This window comes from Mesorhizobium ciceri biovar biserrulae (genome assembly GCF_001618845.1).
Taxonomy (GTDB): domain Bacteria; phylum Pseudomonadota; class Alphaproteobacteria; order Rhizobiales; family Rhizobiaceae; genus Mesorhizobium; species Mesorhizobium ciceri.
This window is the reverse complement of the sequence record NZ_CP015064.1, coordinates 5,159,288-5,174,981: the sequence shown is the minus strand read 5'-3', so window position 1 is coordinate 5,174,981 and position 15,694 is coordinate 5,159,288. Positions and strand designations below refer to the sequence as shown.

At 63.2% G+C, this 15,694-nt stretch carries 12 protein-coding genes; 9 read left to right on the top strand and 3 right to left on the bottom strand.

The features are described 5' to 3' along the window. The first annotated feature begins 149 nt into the window (after positions 1-149). The 4 genes from A4R29_RS24305 to A4R29_RS24290 are packed head-to-tail and all read left to right on the top strand — an operon-like array spanning position 150 to position 3,508. The gene (locus tag A4R29_RS24305; RefSeq protein WP_063173063.1) at positions 150-1,313 is read left to right on the top strand and encodes a glycosyltransferase 87 family protein; all 1,164 of its coding nucleotides are present in this window, start codon (positions 150-152) and stop codon (positions 1,311-1,313) included. Then, entirely contained in the window at positions 1,306-2,295 is a 990-nt protein-coding gene (locus A4R29_RS24300) for a glycosyltransferase family 2 protein (protein ID WP_063168966.1), read from the top strand. Before A4R29_RS24305 ends, A4R29_RS24300 begins: the two co-directional genes overlap by 8 nt. Beyond that, positions 2,292-3,101 carry a ChbG/HpnK family deacetylase gene (locus A4R29_RS24295; RefSeq protein ID WP_063173062.1) on the top strand — a complete coding sequence of 270 codons (810 nt, stop codon included), beginning with the start codon at positions 2,292-2,294 and terminating at the stop codon, positions 3,099-3,101. Before A4R29_RS24300 ends, A4R29_RS24295 begins: the two co-directional genes overlap by 4 nt. Then, positions 3,098-3,508, top strand: a complete 411-nt coding sequence (locus A4R29_RS24290) for a GtrA family protein (protein ID WP_013529676.1) — start codon at positions 3,098-3,100, stop codon at positions 3,506-3,508. Before A4R29_RS24295 ends, A4R29_RS24290 begins: the two co-directional genes overlap by 4 nt. A gap of 64 nt (positions 3,509-3,572) precedes the next feature. Here A4R29_RS24290 and A4R29_RS24285 read toward each other — a convergent pair whose 3' ends face one another. The 3 genes from A4R29_RS24285 to A4R29_RS24275 all read right to left on the bottom strand — a co-directional run bounded on the left by A4R29_RS24285 (position 3,573) and on the right by A4R29_RS24275 (position 8,882). Further along, complete coding sequence (locus tag A4R29_RS24285) at positions 3,573-6,704, bottom strand: efflux RND transporter permease subunit (protein ID WP_027161377.1); 3,132 nt, start codon at positions 6,702-6,704, stop codon at positions 3,573-3,575. Next, positions 6,701-7,861: an efflux RND transporter periplasmic adaptor subunit gene (locus tag A4R29_RS24280; protein WP_013529678.1), complete on the bottom strand. Its 1,161-nt coding sequence runs from the start codon at positions 7,859-7,861 to the stop codon at positions 6,701-6,703. The genes A4R29_RS24285 and A4R29_RS24280 overlap by 4 nt, the downstream gene beginning before the upstream one ends. 193 nt (positions 7,862-8,054) lie before the next feature. Beyond that, entirely contained in the window at positions 8,055-8,882 is an 828-nt protein-coding gene (locus tag A4R29_RS24275) for a MurR/RpiR family transcriptional regulator (protein ID WP_013529679.1), read from the bottom strand. A gap of 144 nt (positions 8,883-9,026) precedes the next feature. Between A4R29_RS24275 and A4R29_RS24270 the strand changes: the two genes are divergently transcribed. From A4R29_RS24270 to A4R29_RS24250, 5 genes are all read left to right on the top strand, one after another. Next, complete coding sequence (locus A4R29_RS24270; protein WP_063173061.1) at positions 9,027-9,845, top strand: N-formylglutamate amidohydrolase; 819 nt, start codon at positions 9,027-9,029, stop codon at positions 9,843-9,845. 44 nt (positions 9,846-9,889) lie between these two features. Beyond that, positions 9,890-11,446: an amino acid permease gene (locus A4R29_RS24265; protein ID WP_013529681.1), complete on the top strand. Its 1,557-nt coding sequence runs from the start codon at positions 9,890-9,892 to the stop codon at positions 11,444-11,446. 87 nt (positions 11,447-11,533) lie between these two features. Next, positions 11,534-12,904, top strand: a complete 1,371-nt coding sequence (locus A4R29_RS24260; protein WP_013529682.1) for a glutamine synthetase family protein — start codon at positions 11,534-11,536, stop codon at positions 12,902-12,904. A gap of 126 nt (positions 12,905-13,030) precedes the next feature. Continuing rightward, complete coding sequence (locus A4R29_RS24255; RefSeq protein ID WP_063173060.1) at positions 13,031-14,419, top strand: aldehyde dehydrogenase family protein; 1,389 nt, start codon at positions 13,031-13,033, stop codon at positions 14,417-14,419. Positions 14,420-14,436: 17 nt separating this feature from the next. Continuing rightward, positions 14,437-15,609, top strand: coding sequence for an iron-containing alcohol dehydrogenase (locus A4R29_RS24250; RefSeq protein WP_013529684.1), 1,173 nt, complete (start codon positions 14,437-14,439; stop codon positions 15,607-15,609). Positions 15,610-15,694: the final 85 nt, after the last annotated feature.

The following is a 15,694-nucleotide window of genomic DNA, read 5'->3' as shown; positions in this document are numbered from 1 at the left end:
GGTGGGAACGCATATTCGAGGCGAAGGAGGTGCGGCCCTGACGTTCGTCAGCCCCCTATGCCACGCCGCTTCGTCCGTGATATGCCGCCGCCATCGAATGCCGGGACAGGCTGGACTGATCCAGTTCCGGGATTGTGTGGAGCGCCTTGATGACGATTTCCAAGCCGGTTTTCGACCGTTTGGGGTTTGGCCTGTGGATCGGAGCGTTCCTGGTCGTTCTTGCCCTGGTCCTGTGGTCGCCGCACACGCGGACGGTATGGCAGGCCTATATCGACGGCAGCGAGGCGCTTCAGGCCGGTCTGCCGCTCTACGACACCCAGTCCGAGATGGGGTATCTCTACGCGCCGGCCTTTGCCGCGCTCTACACTCCAATAGTCAAGCTTGGTCCGCATCTGGGCGGCTTGTTTTGGCATTCCATTGGCTTTGCGGTGCTGACCTACGCCGCGATGCGGCAGGTGCGCAAGCTCGGCGGCGGCGAACTGACATGGCTGCTTTCTTTCGGTCTTTTCCTCGCTTTGCCGATGGCGGTGGGGGCGATCCGCAACGGCCAGGCGACGATCCTTTTGACCGGCGCTTGCTGGCTTCTCACCCTGTCGGCGCTGGAAGGGCGGCGGGCGGAGACGTTCTTCTGGGCTTCGCTTGCCATCATCGCCAAGCCGACCGCGATCATAATGCTGTTGTTGGTAGGAGCCCTTCGGCTCCGGCTGATACCGGTGCTGGTGCTGGCGCTGCTGTTCGTGCTGGCACTGCCTTACGCTTTTGCTCCCGCCGGCTATCTCAACGACCAGTATCGTGTCTTCATCCAGATGCTGACCTCCATGGCCGTCGACAACACCAGCCATTTCGTGCCCACCGATTTCACGGCACCGTTCACCACGATAGGACTGCCAATTCCGGAATTCGGCGCAACGATCGTGCGCATGGTCATGGCCCTGTTTACGCTTTCTGCCGTCATCTGGTTCGACCGCAGGCTCGAACAGGGAAAGGCGGCGCTGGCGATCTTCCTGACAGCCACTTTCTACATGTGCGTCTTCAACCCGCGCGTCGAGCCAAACACCTTTGCCATGATCGCGGTACCAGCCGGTCTTGCCATCGCCCTGTTGTGGCGCGAAGAACGGGGCGGCGTCCTTGCCTCGGTGCTGTCGACGACGCTGTTCGTGACCGGGTTGAGCGGCGTCGAGCGCCATGTGCACGATTTCCTCTTCCCCTGGTTCCGGCCGGTCGCCGTCACTTTTATCGCCGGTTCGCTGATCTGGTGGTTCTGGGCCAAGGCACGGGAAAAGGTGGTGAATGCGGGAGTCGCCAATGGTTGAGTTGCGGCCGAGCCTCGATATCGTCGCACCGTTCTTCAACGAGGCGGCATCGGCATCGGCCTTCGCGCGCCTGCTGGGCGAGCTCGAAGTGGCCGTGGCACAACGCTTCGGCATGACCGTACACAAGATCCTCGTCGATGACGGCAGTCGTGACGATGGCGCCGTGCGGTTTTCGCAAGCGCTGACGGGGTCGTGGGAGATCGTGCGCCTCAGCCGCAATTTCGGCAAGGAAGTCGCGGTGCTCGCCGGCCTCGACCAGTCGCGCGGCGACATGGTGCTGATCATGGACGCCGACCTCCAGCATTCCCTGGACATCAGCCTGAAGCTGATCGCCGAGCTGGTGGACCATCCGGACATCGACGTCGTCTATGCGCAGAACGACCGCCGCGAGGCGAGCTGGCGGCGCAGCCAGCTCGCACGGCTTTTCTACAGCCTGATCAACTCGAGCCAGCGTTTCGACATTCCCGAAAATGCCGGCGACTTTCGCGTCATGCGCGGCGCCGTGGCGCGCGCGCTGACCAGCCTGCGCGACAAGCGTCGCTTCAACAAGGGCCTGTTTGCCTGGGCCGGCTTTCGCCAGAAGGCGTTGCCCTATTCGCCGGAAGGCCGCGCCAGCGGCACGTCGAAATGGAGCCGGCTCAACCTGATCGCCTTCTCGCTCGAAGGTTTTACTTCCTTTTCCGTCATTCCCTTGCGTCTCATCAGCCTCAGCGGGCTGCTCGCGGCGTTGGCCGGTGCGCTCTATGGCGCCAAGGTGCTCTTCGAGGTGATCTTCTACGGCATTGCCGTTCCGGGCTACCCCAGCCTGCTGGTTGCCGTCGTCCTGCTCGGCGGCCTCAACCTGACCTTGCTTGGCCTGATCGGCGAATACGTCTGGGTCACGCTCAGCGAGAGCAAGGATCGCCCGGTCTATCTCGTGCGCGACGTCGTGCGCAGCGTGGCCCCCGCCGATCGGCCGGAGCCGGGCACTTCGAACAGATGACGCGGCGCATCCGCCTGATCGCCGACGATTACGGCCTGGCGCCCGGCGTTTCCGCCGCGATTCTCGACCTGCTCGATCGCGGCCGCCTGACCGGCACCAGCTGCATGACCGGCTTTCCGGAATGGGAAGCGGAGGCAGAGCGCATAAAACCGCTGTGCGGCCGGGCCGCGGTCGGGCTGCATCTCACCTTGACCGACCAGCCGGCGGTCACCGGCCGGTCGAGCCTGGCGCCGGAAGGCCGGCTGCCACCGCTCCGCGCACTGGCCTTGCCTGTTCTGCGCGGCCGCATCGACGAGCGCCATGTTCATGCCGAGCTTGACGCCCAGTACAGCCGCTTCGTCGAGGCGCTTGGCCGCCGCCCCGATTTCGTCGACGGGCATCAGCATGTGCATTTCCTTCCCGTCGTGCGCACATGGCTGCGCGCGCGGTTTCCAGAAGGCGCCGACAGGCCGGCCCTACGCGGCGGCCCGGCGCTGGCCGCAGGGTCGAAGGTCGCCGCGATTGCCGCGCTCGCTGCCGGGTTCAACCGTTCGATGCAGCGCGCCGGCTTCATCGTTTTCCAGCCGCTCGCCGGCATCTATGACTGGCGGCAGCCCGAAAAATTCACTGCGGTTCTGCAGGCCGCCGTCGAAGGGTTGCCGGAACAAGGGCTGTTCATGTGCCATCCCGGCCATGTCGACGAGACGCTGCGCGCGCGCGACACGATGCAAGCTGTGCGCGAGGTCGAATTCGCGGCCCTGGCATCGGACGCGTTCGGAGCCAGCCTGGCCCGCGCCAATGTCGCAATCATGGATGGCAGGGGATGAACGACGCCGAGCGGCCCCCGCGTTCGACCGGCAACAAGATCGTCCGCTTTGCCATTGTCGGACTGGCCAACACAGCCATCGACCTTGCCAGCTTTTTCCTGCTGCTCAAGCTCGGTGCTTCGCCGCTGCCGGCCAACGTTGCTGCCTGGTTCATCGCCGTCACCTTTTCCTTCGCGGCGAACGGCTTCTGGTCGTTCGAGCGCAATCGAGCCATCCGGCTGCGTGACGCATTCCTTCGCTTCGCCTCGCTTGGAGGGCTGATTTCGCTCGGCGTCTCCAGCCTCTCCATCGCGCTGTTTGCCGGCATCGCCGGAGTGTGGCCGGCAAAGATCGCCGGTGTCGTGGTGGCGGCGGTGCTGAATTTCCTCGCCGCGCGCTGGTCGATCGAAGGCCGGTTCTTGAGATAGGCGGAACTATTTTTCTTACGAAATTCCGGACGGAAAACCGCTACACACTTTTCCCTGGATTTCTTTACTCCGCCGGTTCCACATTGGTGTAGGCGGCTTCCTCCAACTCGCGCTTCAGTCGCGCTTCCTCATGGGTCTTCGGCGTGACGAAGCGGCCAAGCAGGAGATAGGCGACCGGCGTCAGGAACAGTGTCGAGACGGTGGCCAGCCCCAGGCCGCCGACGATGACCCAGCCGAGCGCGACGCGCGCCTCGGCACCGGCGCCGCTCGCCAGCACCAGCGGCAAGCCGCCGAGCACGGTGCAGATCATCGTCATCATCACCGGCCGCACGCGGATGATCGAGGCCTGCTCGATCGCTTCGCGCACGCCAAGCCCGCGATCGCGCAGCTGGTTGGCGAATTCGACGATCAGGATGCCGTTCTTGGCCATGACGCCAACCAAAAGCACCAGGCCGATCTGGCTGTAGGCGTTGAGACTGGTGCCCGAGAGCAGAAGCGCGAAAATCGCGCAGGCCAGTCCGAGCGGCACCGTCGCCATGATGATGACGGCACTGACGAAACTTTCGAACTGGGCGGCCAGCACCAAAAGGATGATGACCAGCGCGAAGCCGAAAATGGTGATCATGGCGCTGTTGGTTTCGCCCAGCGTCGCCGCCTCGGCCAGAGGCAGGATGCGGCTGCCCGCAGGCAGCAGCGGCGTGGCGATCTCCTCGGCGCGGGTGAGCGCGTCGCCAAGTGCGAAGTCGCCACTGAGGTTGGAGGTGATGGCCACCGAGGGCTGCTGCTGTTCGCGCGACAGTGATGGCGGTACGGCACGTTCGGTCAGCGTGGCGATGGTCGACATCGGCACGAAACGTCCGTCTGCCGTCTTCAGGAAGATGTTTTCCAGATCGGTCGGATCGTTGATCGGATTGGTGGTCGAGACCAGCTTCACGCCGTAGCTGCGGTCGGCAATGTAGACGTCGACGACATCGTTGCCGTCGAGCATGGCCTGCAAGGTGTTGGCCAGTCCCGATATGTCGATGCCGAGGTCGGAGGCGCGCTCGCGGTCGATGGCCACGGCGAGCTGCGGTTGCGTCGGGTCGATCGACAGGCGCGGTGTCTGGAAGCGCGCGTCCTTCTGCATCTCGGCGATGATCTTCACGGCTGCGTCGCCGAGCGCCTTGCGGTCGTTGCCGACCAGCGCGAACTGCAGGCCGTTGCCGGCGCCACGGATGCCGAGGCTGTTGGGCTGTACCGGGAAGATGCGCACGCTCGGCACCTGCCTGGTCAACTGGCTGATCTCGGCCATGATCTCCTGCTGGCTGCGGCTGCGCTCGTTCCACGGCGCCAACGTCATCACCATGAAGCCGGAATTGTAGGAGCCGTTCTGGCCGGCATTCTCGAAGGTCGAGCGGATCTCGCCGGAATCGCGCATCGGCTGGATCAGTCTCTCGATCTTCTGCATCTGCTGCGTCGTATAGTCGAGGCTGACGCCTTGCGGGGCGCTGATGCGCAGAAGCACGGCGGCGCGGTCCTCGGTCGGCGTCAGCTCCTGGCGGATGGTGCCGAACAGCGTGAAGGCGGTGCCGGCAAACAGCACCGCGACCAGAAGCACGATCCATGGCGCGTCGAGGCAGGCGTGTAGGCCGCGCTTGTAGGCCGTACTGAGCGCGCCGCCGATGCGGGCGCCGATGCCATGGCCCCCTTCGTGGTGGAGCGATGCGCTGGTCAGCATGCGCGAGGCGAGCATCGGGCACAGCGTCAGCGCCACAACGCAGGACAATAGCACCGACATGGCAAGCACGAAGCCGAATTCGCGGAACAGGCCGCCGGTCTGGCCGGGCAGGAACGAAATCGGCACGAAGACGGCGACCAGCGTCAAGGTGGTGGCAATGACGGCGAAAAACACTTCCTGCGCGCCAAGCACGGCGGCGGCGCGGGGCCCCATGCCTTCATTGCGTCGTCGCACGATGTTTTCGAGCACGACGATGGCGTCGTCGACGACCAGTCCCGTCGCCAGCACCAGAGCGAGCAGGGTCAGGATGTTGACCGAGAAGCCGGCCAGATAGATGGCAGCGATGGTGCCGATCATGGCGACCGGCATCGACAGGCCGGGGATCAGCGTCGCGCGCCAGTCGAGGAGAAACACATAGATGACGATCAGCACCATAGTCACGGACAGGCCGAGTGCGATCTCGACCTCGTGCACCGCGCCCTTGACGAAGACGGCGTCGTCGCTGGTGATCTTGATCGACATGCCCTTGGGCAGGTTTTCCTGCAGCTTGGCGACGGCGGCCTGGACACCGGTCGAGATGTCCAGCGTGTTCGATTCCGCCTGGCGGATGATGCCGATGCCGATGCCGGTCTTGCCGTCCGAGCGCAGCGTGGTCTGGCCGACGTCGGGACCGAGCGTGACGGTGGCGACGTCGCGGATGCGCGTCGTGCCGCCGACAATGATGTTTTCGAACTCTTCCGGCGTGGTCACGTCGGCAGTCGTGCGGACGATCAGGTCCTGGTTGGTCGTGGTGATCGAACCGGCAGGGGAATCGAAAGCGACCGAGGCAAGGGCGGCCCTGAGATCGGCAACCGTGAAGCCGAGGCTGGCCAGCTTGTTCTGGTCGACATCGATGCGAAAGATCTTGTCGCGGTCGCCATAGACCTGGACGTCGGCAACGCCGGGCACGGCGGCAAGCTCGTCCTCGATCTGGTCCTGGACCACCACGGTCATGTCCTGGATCGACATGTTGTCCGAGGTCACCGCCAGTCGCATCACCGCGTCGGAATTGGCGTCGGCCTTGACGATGCGCGGCGGATCGGCGGTGTCGGGCATCTGATTGGCGACGCGGCCGACAGCATCACGCACGTCCGAGGCGGCGACATTCAGATCGACGCCGTCGTTGAACTCGATGGTGACGCGGCTCGAGCCGAACGAGGAAGACGACGAGATCGACTTGACGCCTGAGACGCGGGCGACGGCGCCCTCGATCGTGTCGGTCAGTTCGCGGTCGACGGTCTCGGCCGCCGCGCCCTCGAAGGTGGTGGAAACAGTGACGACCGCGCGGTCGACATCAGGCAGTTCGCGGATCTCGACGCCGTAGAAAGCGGCCAGGCCGGCGACCGCAATCAGTGTGTTCAGCACGAAGGCCATGACCGGCCTGCGGATGAACAGGGCGGTGAAGCCGGTCTCGCTGGCGGTGTTGATGGTTCCGGTCATGAGCCTGCGGCGGCGTCCGCGGCGCGCTGCTCTTCGCCGGCAAGGCGAACCGCGCCGCCCTCGCTGACGCTCTGGGTGCCTTCTGTGACCACCATGTCGCCATTGTCGATCTCGGCGTCGATCAGCACGGTCTCGGTGTTGCGCTGGATGATGCGCACCGGGACCCGCCTGGCCTTGCCATCCTCGATCTGCCAGACATAGGCGCCGTCCGACCCCCACAGGATCGCCAGCGGGCTGACGGCCGGATAGGTTTGCCCCGGAAATTTCATGGTGATGCCGAACGACATGCCGGCGCGCAGCGAATCGGCCGGGTTGGCGATCTTGGCCTTGACCAGCAGGGTGCGACTCTTTTCATCGATGTGGTTGTCGATGGCCGAAACGGTGCCGCTATAGGCGTTGCTGGGATTGGCAATCGGCGTCGCCGTCAACTGCGCACCGACCTTGACGGCGGCGGCGAAGCGCTCGGGCACCAGGAAATCGACCAGGATCGAGGACCGGTCGTCGAGCGTGGCGATGGCCGACTGGTTGGTGACGTAATTGCCGGCCGAGATCGGCAGGATGCCGACGGTGCCGGCGATCGGCGCCAGGATCGACCGGCGCTGCAGTGCAAGTTCCGCGTCCTGAAGCGCCAGCTTGGCGCCCGCCAGCACCACCTCGGCGTCAGCCACGGCTACCGGGGTCGCGGCATTGGAGGCACGCAGCGACTTGACGCGGTCGAGCTTGGACTGAGCGTCCTGCAAGGCGAGCTTGGCACGGTCCTGAGAGATCACTTCGGTCTCGGAATCGAGGGTGGCGAGGATCTGTCCCTTTTCGACATGGCTGCCGGACTCGACCAGCAGTTCGGCGAGGCGGCCGGAGCTGTAAGGATTGACGGTCACCGAGGCGTTGGCACGGCCGGTGCCGATCGCCTGCAGGCGGTCGTTGATAACAGCCGAAGTGGCCGCCAAGGCGACCACGTTCACCCGCTGGTTGCCGTTGCGGCCGTTTGCCTGCCTCGCGTTGGCGGCACCGGTTTCAGCCGGGGGCGTTGCCGCGTAAGCCCAGTCGATGCCCCAACGTGCCAGCACGTCCGGTGCGCCGGGATAAAAGCGCAGCCAGGCGGCTGCCGCCACCACCAGCACCATGAGTGCAAAAAGTATCTGTTTCCAGGCGGCCATCAGCACTCCGGTTGGTAAAACAATCCTTCCGTCTACCGGTTTCCCGAAATGAAGCAGACGCAGCGAGGCTATTGTAAGGCAAAGAAGCCGTCTCGATATCGCGTCTTTATGACAATTCTCCGGGGGCTGCGCACATTAAATATATGTAACGTTTGAGAAAATATGCGTAACGCTTCGGATCATCGCATATGCACTAACGCAGACTTTCCATCTCGCGAATGCGTTTGGCGCCTTCTGCTTCCAGTTGCCTGGTGACGGCGCCGATCAGCGTTTCGGCGACGACGAAAAGGGCCGCCGATGAATCCCATGCCGACGGCACCGCGGTTCGTCCGGCGATGACATGGCGAGCAAGGCGGGCGATCGGCGACAGCCACTGGTCGGTGAACAGCACGATCTGCACGCCACGCTGATGCGCCTTCTCGGCGAAGCGGAGGAGGCTGTCCTGGTAGCGCCTGATGTCGAAGATGACCAGCACGTCGCGCTTGCCCATGTCGATCAGCCGGTCACGCCACATGCTTTCCTGCCCGGCGAGGTGAAAGACATCCGGCTGGATGATGGCGAGGTGGGCGGCCATGTAGCGCGCCAGCGGATCGGTGAAGCGGCCGCCGATCAGGAAGGTCTTGCCGCGCCGGTCCGCCAGCCGGGCGGCGATGTCGGCAAGCTGCTTGTCGGACAGGTGCCTGAATGTCTCGCGCATATTGTCGAGCGTCGCTTCCAGCATCGGCGACACGGTCCCGCCGCCGGGCGAGGGCGGATTGAGCGTCCTTGTCGCCGGCGATTGCAGTTGCGCCGCCAGTTCGTCCTGCAGGCTCGACTGGAATTCCGGATAGTTCTGAAAGCCCAACCGGGCGACGAAACGCAGGATCGTCGGCGAGGAAACGCCGGCTGCGGCCGAGAATTCAGCGACCGTTTTCAAGCCGATCATCGGGTAGAAGGCAATCAGTGTCTGGGCCGCGCGCCGTTCGCTGGCCGGCATCGTGCCGATGCGGTCGGCGATCAGTTCGGCAATGTTGGAAATCATCTTTTCCCCACCCTTGGCTCGGTCGATGGTCTTTTCCGAAATCGCATTTGACAAAGCCGGACAAACTGTATGAAATCATCCACCGGGACGCAATGAGGCAAAATACGTAACATACGATACAGCGCTCCCCGGGGACGGCAGAGTATGGAGAAAGCACGGCCCGCCAGCCTTGCATCGTCTGATACCGTAAGGGTGACGAACCCCGGCGGATCAAGCCCTTTCGTGCTGACCTGCGATCACGCCTCGAACTTCCTGCCCGCCGAATTCGGCACGCTCGGCCTTGCTGTCGAGGACCTGTCGCGCCACATCGCCTGGGATCCCGGCGCGCTGCCGGTTGCCCGCCGCATGGCGCAGGCGCTCGACGCGACGCTGGTCGAAACCCGCATTTCGCGCCTTGTCATCGACTGCAACCGGCCGCTTGACGCGCCCGACCTGGTGCCGCCGGTCAGTGAGACAACAGCCATACCGGGCAATGCCGGCCTGTCGGAAAGTGAGCGTGCCGCGCGTGTCGCGCTTTCGTGGCGCCCTTTCCACGATACGATTGCGGATATCATCAGCCACAGGCTGTCACACGGTCATGAAACGCGGCTGGTTTCGGTCCATTCCTTCACGCCGGTATACAAGGGCCGCAACCGGCCCTGGCATATCGGCATCATCCATGACGAGGATCGCCGGCTGGCGGCGCCGCTGATATCGGCGCTGAAGCGGCTTTCCGGTGTCACCGTCGGGGTCAACGAGCCGTATTCACCTGATGACCGCGTCTATTTCACGCTGGAACGGCATGCGCGCTCGCGCGGACTGCCCTGCGCGATGATCGAAATCCGCAACGATGAAATCGCCGGCGAGACCGGGCAGCGGAAATGGGCGGATCTGCTCACGGGCATTTTTTCGGATCTGGAGCCAGAGGAGGCCGGACACACCAGATCGCATTCAGTCGGAAAGTCAGTTCAATCGGCTAGCTAGGGCGGGATCTCATCCCGACCCGAAAACCAACAGGGGACACTAAAATGGCAGCACCGGGTTATACTGAAGTTGACAAGGCGGAGGACGTAAAGCACCTCCACAGCATGGGCTATGCCCAGGAATTGGAGCGGCGCCTCAGTCGCTTTTCGAACTTCGCCGTTTCCTTCTCCATCATCTGCATCCTGTCGGGCGGCATCAATTCGCTGGCCCAGGCCACCTCCGGCGCCGGCGGCATCGGCATCGGCATCGGCTGGCTGGTCGGCTGCTTCGTTTCGCTGACCTTCGCGGTCGCCATGTCGCAGATCAGCTCGGCCTATCCGACGGCCGGCGGCCTCTATCACTGGGGTTCGATCCTCGGCAACCGTGGCACCGGCTGGGTCACCGCATGGCTCAATCTGCTCGGCCTGATCACCGTGCTCGGCGCCATCAATGTCGGCACCTGGACGTTTTTCATCGGCGCTTTCGGCCCGACGCTCGGAATCGAAGGCACGCTGACAAACCAGATGATCTTTCTGATCATCATCACCGGCGCGCAGGCGCTGATCAACCATCTCGGCATCAAGCTGACGGCGAAGCTGACCGATTTCTCGGGCTATCTCATCTTCTTCGGCTCGATCCTGATCGCCATCGTCTGCCTGGCTTCCGCTGAGACCTGGGATTTCAGCCGTCTCTTCACCTTCAAGAACTATTCCGGGGACGCAGGCGCCGGCGTGTGGCCATCCGTCTCGAATGCCTGGGTGTTCGCGCTCGGCCTGTTGCTGCCGATCTACACGATCACCGGTTATGACGCTTCCGCGCACACCTCGGAGGAAACCATCAAGGCGGCTTCTTCCGTGCCGCGCGCCATGGTCATGTCGGTGATCTGGTCGGCCGTTTTCGGCTATCTGTTCCTGGCCGCCTTCGTGCTGATGATCCCGAACATGGACGATGCCGCCAAGCAGGGCTGGAACGTGTTCTTCTGGGCCTTCGACCAGCGTGTAAGCCCCGGCATCAAGGAGTTCGTCTACCTCGTCGTGTTCGTCGCGCAGCTGCTGTGCGGCCTTGCCACGGTGACGTCTGCCTCGCGCATGATCTTCGCCTTCTCGCGTGACGGCGGCCTGCCGGGTTCGGCGGCACTCGCCAAGGTCAGCCCGACCTACCGCACGCCGGTGGCGGCGATCTGGACGGCTTCGATCCTGTCGGTGCTGTTCGTCTGGGGTTCGACGCTGGTTTCGGTCGCAGGCACTTCGGCCTACACCATCGTGGTTTCCTGCACCGTCATCTTCCTGTTCCTCTCCTTCACCGTGCCGATCGTGCTCGGCATGCTCGCCTGGGGCACGCCGAAGTGGGACAAGATGGGTCCCTGGAACATGGGGCGCGGCGTGTTCATGCTGTTCGCCTTCCTGTCGATCGTCTCAATGATCCTGATCTTCATCATCGGCATCCAGCCGCCGAACGATTGGGCGCTCTACATCACCGTCGGCTTCTTCATCCTGACGGCAGTCGTCTGGTTCGGCTTCGAGAAGCGCCGCTTCCAGGGGCCGCCGCTCGGCGACATCATTGCGGCGCGTCAGGCGGCCATCAAGGCGGCCGAACAGGCAGTCGGCGAAACCGGCCACTGACCTCGACCATCATGGCCATGGCCGGCATCGTGCCGGCCATGGTTTCGTTCAACTCATTCAAAGCCCAAGCGCTGGAGTGCCAAAGGAATGGCCGGAAATTTCTCGTTCGATCAGTTGAAGAAAGCGGTCTCCAGCGGTGAGATCGACACCGTGCTGGCCTGCATCGTCGACATGCAGGGACGGCTGGCGGGAAAACGCTTCCTGGCGCAGTACTTCGTCGATTCCGCGCATGACGAAACGCATGGATGCAATTATCTGCTGGCCGCAGACATCGATATGGAGCCGGTGCCGGGCTACAAGGCGGCGAGCTGGTCGAAGGGCTATGGCGATTTCGTCATGAAGCCGGATCTCGCCACACTGCGGCGCATTCCCTGGCTGGAAAAGACCGCGCTCGTGATCTGCGACGTGCTCGACCACCACACGCATGACGACCTGCCGCATTCGCCGCGCGCCATCTTGAAGAAGCAGGTCAAGCGGCTGAGCGAGCGCGGCTATATCGGCTATTTCGCATCCGAGCTCGAATTCTATCTGTTCAACGAGACCTACGATTCGGCCCGCAAGAAGCACTGGCAAGGTCTCGACACCGCATCGCCCTATATCGGCGACTACCAGATCGGCATCACCACCAAGGAAGAAGGCGTCATGCGCCGGCTTCGCAACGAAATGGAAGCGGCCGGCATTCCGATCGAGAATTCCAAGGGCGAGTGGGGTCCGGGCCAGGAAGAGATCAATGTGCGCTATGCCGAGGCGCTCGACATGGCCGACCGCCACGTCATCCTGAAGAACGGCGCCAAGGAAATCGCCGAGTCCGAGGGCAAGGCGATTTCGTTCATGTCCAAGTATAATTACGGGCTCGCCGGCAATTCCAGCCACATCCACAATTCGCTGTGGAGCGCCGACGGCAAGACACCGCTGTTCTTCGACAAAAAGGCCGACTGGACGCTGTCGACACTCGGCCAGCAATGGGCTGCCGGCCAGCTCAAATACGCCAAGGAATTCACCTGGTTCCTGGCGCCCTATATCAACTCCTACAAGCGCTTCCAGGCCGGCACCTTCGCGCCGACCAAGATCATGTGGAGCGAAGACAACCGCACCGCAGGCTTCCGCCTGTGCGGCGAGGGCACCAAGGGCATCCGCATGGAATGCCGCATCGGTGGCGCCGACCTCAACCCGTATCTTGCTTTCGCAGCCCTGATCGCCGCCGGCCTTGCCGGCATCGACGAAAAGCTGGAATTGCAGAAGCCGTTCGTCGGCGATGCCTATCAGGCATCTCGCCTGCCGGAGATTCCGAAGACGCTGCGCGATGCCACCGACACGCTGGCGAAGTCGAAGATGCTCAAGCAGGCGCTCGGCGAGGATGTGCTCGAACACTATGTCCACACCGCAAAGTGGGAGCAGTTCGAATACGACCGCCGGATTACGGATTGGGAACTGCACAGAGGTTTCGAGCGGTATTAGGTATCGGCGGTTCGTCGGCGCCACCCCTTCACTCTTAGCCTTTCCCCGTGGGGGAGGCTGCCGGCAGGCAGATGAGGGGCAGCGCCAAGCCATACGATTTTGTTGTAGAATACGAGGACTTACAAAATGACCGAGACGGTCAAACTCATTACCCCCGTCGATGGCTCGATCTATGCCGAGCGGCCGATTGCTACAGACCAGGCGATCAACGCCGCAGTGGAACGCGCCAAGGCGGCGCAAGAGAAGTGGGCTGAGACGCCTATCGTCGAGCGCGGCAAGTACATGTTGGCTATGCTGGAAGCGCTGGTCGCGATGACCGACGAGATCGTGCCGGAAATCGCCTGGCAGATGGGGCGCCCCGTGCGCTATGGCGGCGAATTCGGCGGCGTCAAGGAACGCACCAACTACATGATCGAGATCGCCGAGCAGGCGCTCAAATCGGTGCCGGCCTCCAACCCGAAGGACGGTTTCCGCCGCTATGTGAAGAAAGACCCGCTTGGCGTCGTCATGGTAATCGCGCCGTGGAATTATCCCTATCTGACCGCCGTCAACACCATCGTGCCGGCGCTGATGGCCGGCAACACCGTGATCCTGAAGCATGCGGCGCAGACGCTGCTGGTCGGCGAGCGCTTTCAGCAGGCTTTCGACAAGATCGGCCTGCCCAAGGGCGTGTTCCAGAATGTCGTGCTGAACCACGCCCAGACCGAAAGGCTGCTCGGCTCGGGCAAGATCGACCACGTCAATTTCACCGGTTCGGTCGGCGGCGGCCGCGCCATCGAAAAGGCGGCGGCGGGCACCTTCATGACGCTCGGCCTCGAGCTTGGCGGCAAGGATCCGGCCTATGTGCTGCCCGACGCCAAGATGGACCATGCGGTCGCCAATCTGGTCGACGGCGCCTTCTACAATTCCGGCCAGTGCTGCTGCGGCATCGAACGCGTTTATGTGCACGAGAAGGTCTATGACGAATTCGTCGAAGGCTTCATCGCCGAGACAAAGAACTATGTCGTCGGCAATCCGCTCGATCAGGCGACGACGATGGGACCGATGGCGCAGGCGCGCTTTGCTGACCTGATCCGTGAACAGAAGGCGGAAGCGCTGCGCAAGGGTGCCAAAGCGCACATCAACATGAAGGTGGCTAACGACAAGGCTGGTTCGCCTTATCTGGCACCTGAGGTGCTGACAGAAGTCGATCATCAGATGAGCGTCATGCGCGAGGAAAGCTTTGGCCCGATCGTCGGCATCATGAAGGTGCGCAACGACGAAGAGGCGATCGCGCTGATGAACGACAGTCCCTACGGGCTGACCGCTTCGATCTGGACGCGCGATACCGAGCATGCCGTGGCGATCGGCAACCGCGTCGAGACCGGCACGGTGTTCATGAACCGCTGCGACTACCTCGACCCGGCCTTGGTCTGGACCGGCGTCAAGGACACCGGCAAGGGTGCGGGCTTGTCGGCTATCGGCTACGACAATCTGACCCGGCCGAAATCATTCCATCTGCGCGAAGCCATCTGATTTATTGAAAGACAAAAATGTCCAAGCTGATCTCCAAATGGAACTACCCCACCACCGTCCGCTTCGGCGCCGGCCGCATCAAGGAATTGCCTGAGGTGCTGGCGGCCACCGGCATCAAGCGGCCGTTGTTCGTCACCGACCCTGGACTGGCGAAACTGCCGGTCGTCGCCTCGACGCTGAAGATACTCGACGACGCCAAGGTTCCCTACGGCGTCTTCTCCGAGGTCAGGCCTAACCCGGTCGAGTCCAATCTGACCGCCGGCATCGCCGTGTTCAAGAAGGGCAAGCATGACGGCGTCATCGCCTTCGGCGGCGGTTCGGCGCTCGATCTCGGCAAGCTGATCGCCTTCCAGGCCGGGCAGGTCAGGCCGGTATGGGATTTCGAGGATGTCGACGACTGGTGGACGCGCGCCAATTCGGACGCCATCGCGCCGATCATCGCCGTGCCGACCACCGCCGGGACCGGATCGGAAGTTGGCCGCGCCGGCGTTATCACCAATGAGGCGACGCACACCAAGAAGGTCATCTTCCATCCGAAACTTTTGCCAGCAATCGTCATTGCCGATCCGGAGCTGTCGGTCGGCATGCCCGGCTTCATCACCGCCGGCACCGGCATGGATGCGCTCGCCCACTGTCTCGAGGCCTATTGCGCGCCGGGCTATCATCCGATGGCCGACGGCATCGCCGTCGAAGGTGTGAGGCTGGTCTTCGAGAACCTGCCGAAGGCCTATGCCAACGGCAGGGATCTCGTCGCGCGCGCCCACATGATGAGCGCCGCCGCCATGGGCGCCACTGCCTTCCAGAAGGGGCTCGGCGCCATCCATTCGCTGTCGCATCCGGTCGGTGCGCTCTATGACACCCATCACGGCATGACCAATGCGGTGTTCATGCCCTATGTGCTCGCCTTCAACCGTGACTCCATCGAGGAGCGTATCGGCCGGCTCGCCGCCTATTGCGGCATCAAGGGCGGCTTCGACGGGTTCGCCAAGGCGATTATCAAGCTGCGCAAGGAATTGAAGGTGCCGCATGCGCTGCCGGGCCTTATCAAGGGGCTCGACATGGACAAGAAACGCAAGGCGCTGATCGCCGACATGGCGGTGGTCGATCCGACCGCCGGCGGTAACCCGGTCAAGCTGACCAAGAAGGCGGCGCTGACCTTGCTCGAAAACGCCATTGCCGGCACGGTCTGAGGCGTTTTCCGCGCCGCAAAGTGATCTGAAAAGGGGCTATGAAAACAAGGGGGAGGATGACGGGCAAGGCACAAACTAGTTAGCC

What these genes read in the sequence shown, in the direction of transcription:
- A4R29_RS24290 (WP_013529676.1), top strand. Translation starts at nt 3,098, where the DNA reads ATGAACGACGCCGAGCGGCCCCCGCGTTCGACCGGCAACAAGATCGTC.
- A4R29_RS24260 (WP_013529682.1), top strand. Translation starts at nt 11,534, where the DNA reads ATGGCCGGAAATTTCTCGTTCGATCAGTTGAAGAAAGCGGTCTCCAGC.
- A4R29_RS24280 (WP_013529678.1), bottom strand. Translation starts at nt 7,861, where the DNA reads ATGGCCGCCTGGAAACAGATACTTTTTGCACTCATGGTGCTGGTGGTG.
- A4R29_RS24305 (WP_063173063.1), top strand. Translation starts at nt 150, where the DNA reads ATGACGATTTCCAAGCCGGTTTTCGACCGTTTGGGGTTTGGCCTGTGG.
- A4R29_RS24250 (WP_013529684.1), top strand. Translation starts at nt 14,437, where the DNA reads ATGTCCAAGCTGATCTCCAAATGGAACTACCCCACCACCGTCCGCTTC.
- A4R29_RS24275 (WP_013529679.1), bottom strand. Translation starts at nt 8,882, where the DNA reads ATGATTTCCAACATTGCCGAACTGATCGCCGACCGCATCGGCACGATG.
- A4R29_RS24265 (WP_013529681.1), top strand. Translation starts at nt 9,890, where the DNA reads ATGGCAGCACCGGGTTATACTGAAGTTGACAAGGCGGAGGACGTAAAG.
- A4R29_RS24285 (WP_027161377.1), bottom strand. Translation starts at nt 6,704, where the DNA reads ATGACCGGAACCATCAACACCGCCAGCGAGACCGGCTTCACCGCCCTG.
- A4R29_RS24255 (WP_063173060.1), top strand. Translation starts at nt 13,031, where the DNA reads ATGACCGAGACGGTCAAACTCATTACCCCCGTCGATGGCTCGATCTAT.
- A4R29_RS24295 (WP_063173062.1), top strand. Translation starts at nt 2,292, where the DNA reads ATGACGCGGCGCATCCGCCTGATCGCCGACGATTACGGCCTGGCGCCC.
- A4R29_RS24270 (WP_063173061.1), top strand. Translation starts at nt 9,027, where the DNA reads ATGGAGAAAGCACGGCCCGCCAGCCTTGCATCGTCTGATACCGTAAGG.
- A4R29_RS24300 (WP_063168966.1), top strand. Translation starts at nt 1,306, where the DNA reads ATGGTTGAGTTGCGGCCGAGCCTCGATATCGTCGCACCGTTCTTCAAC.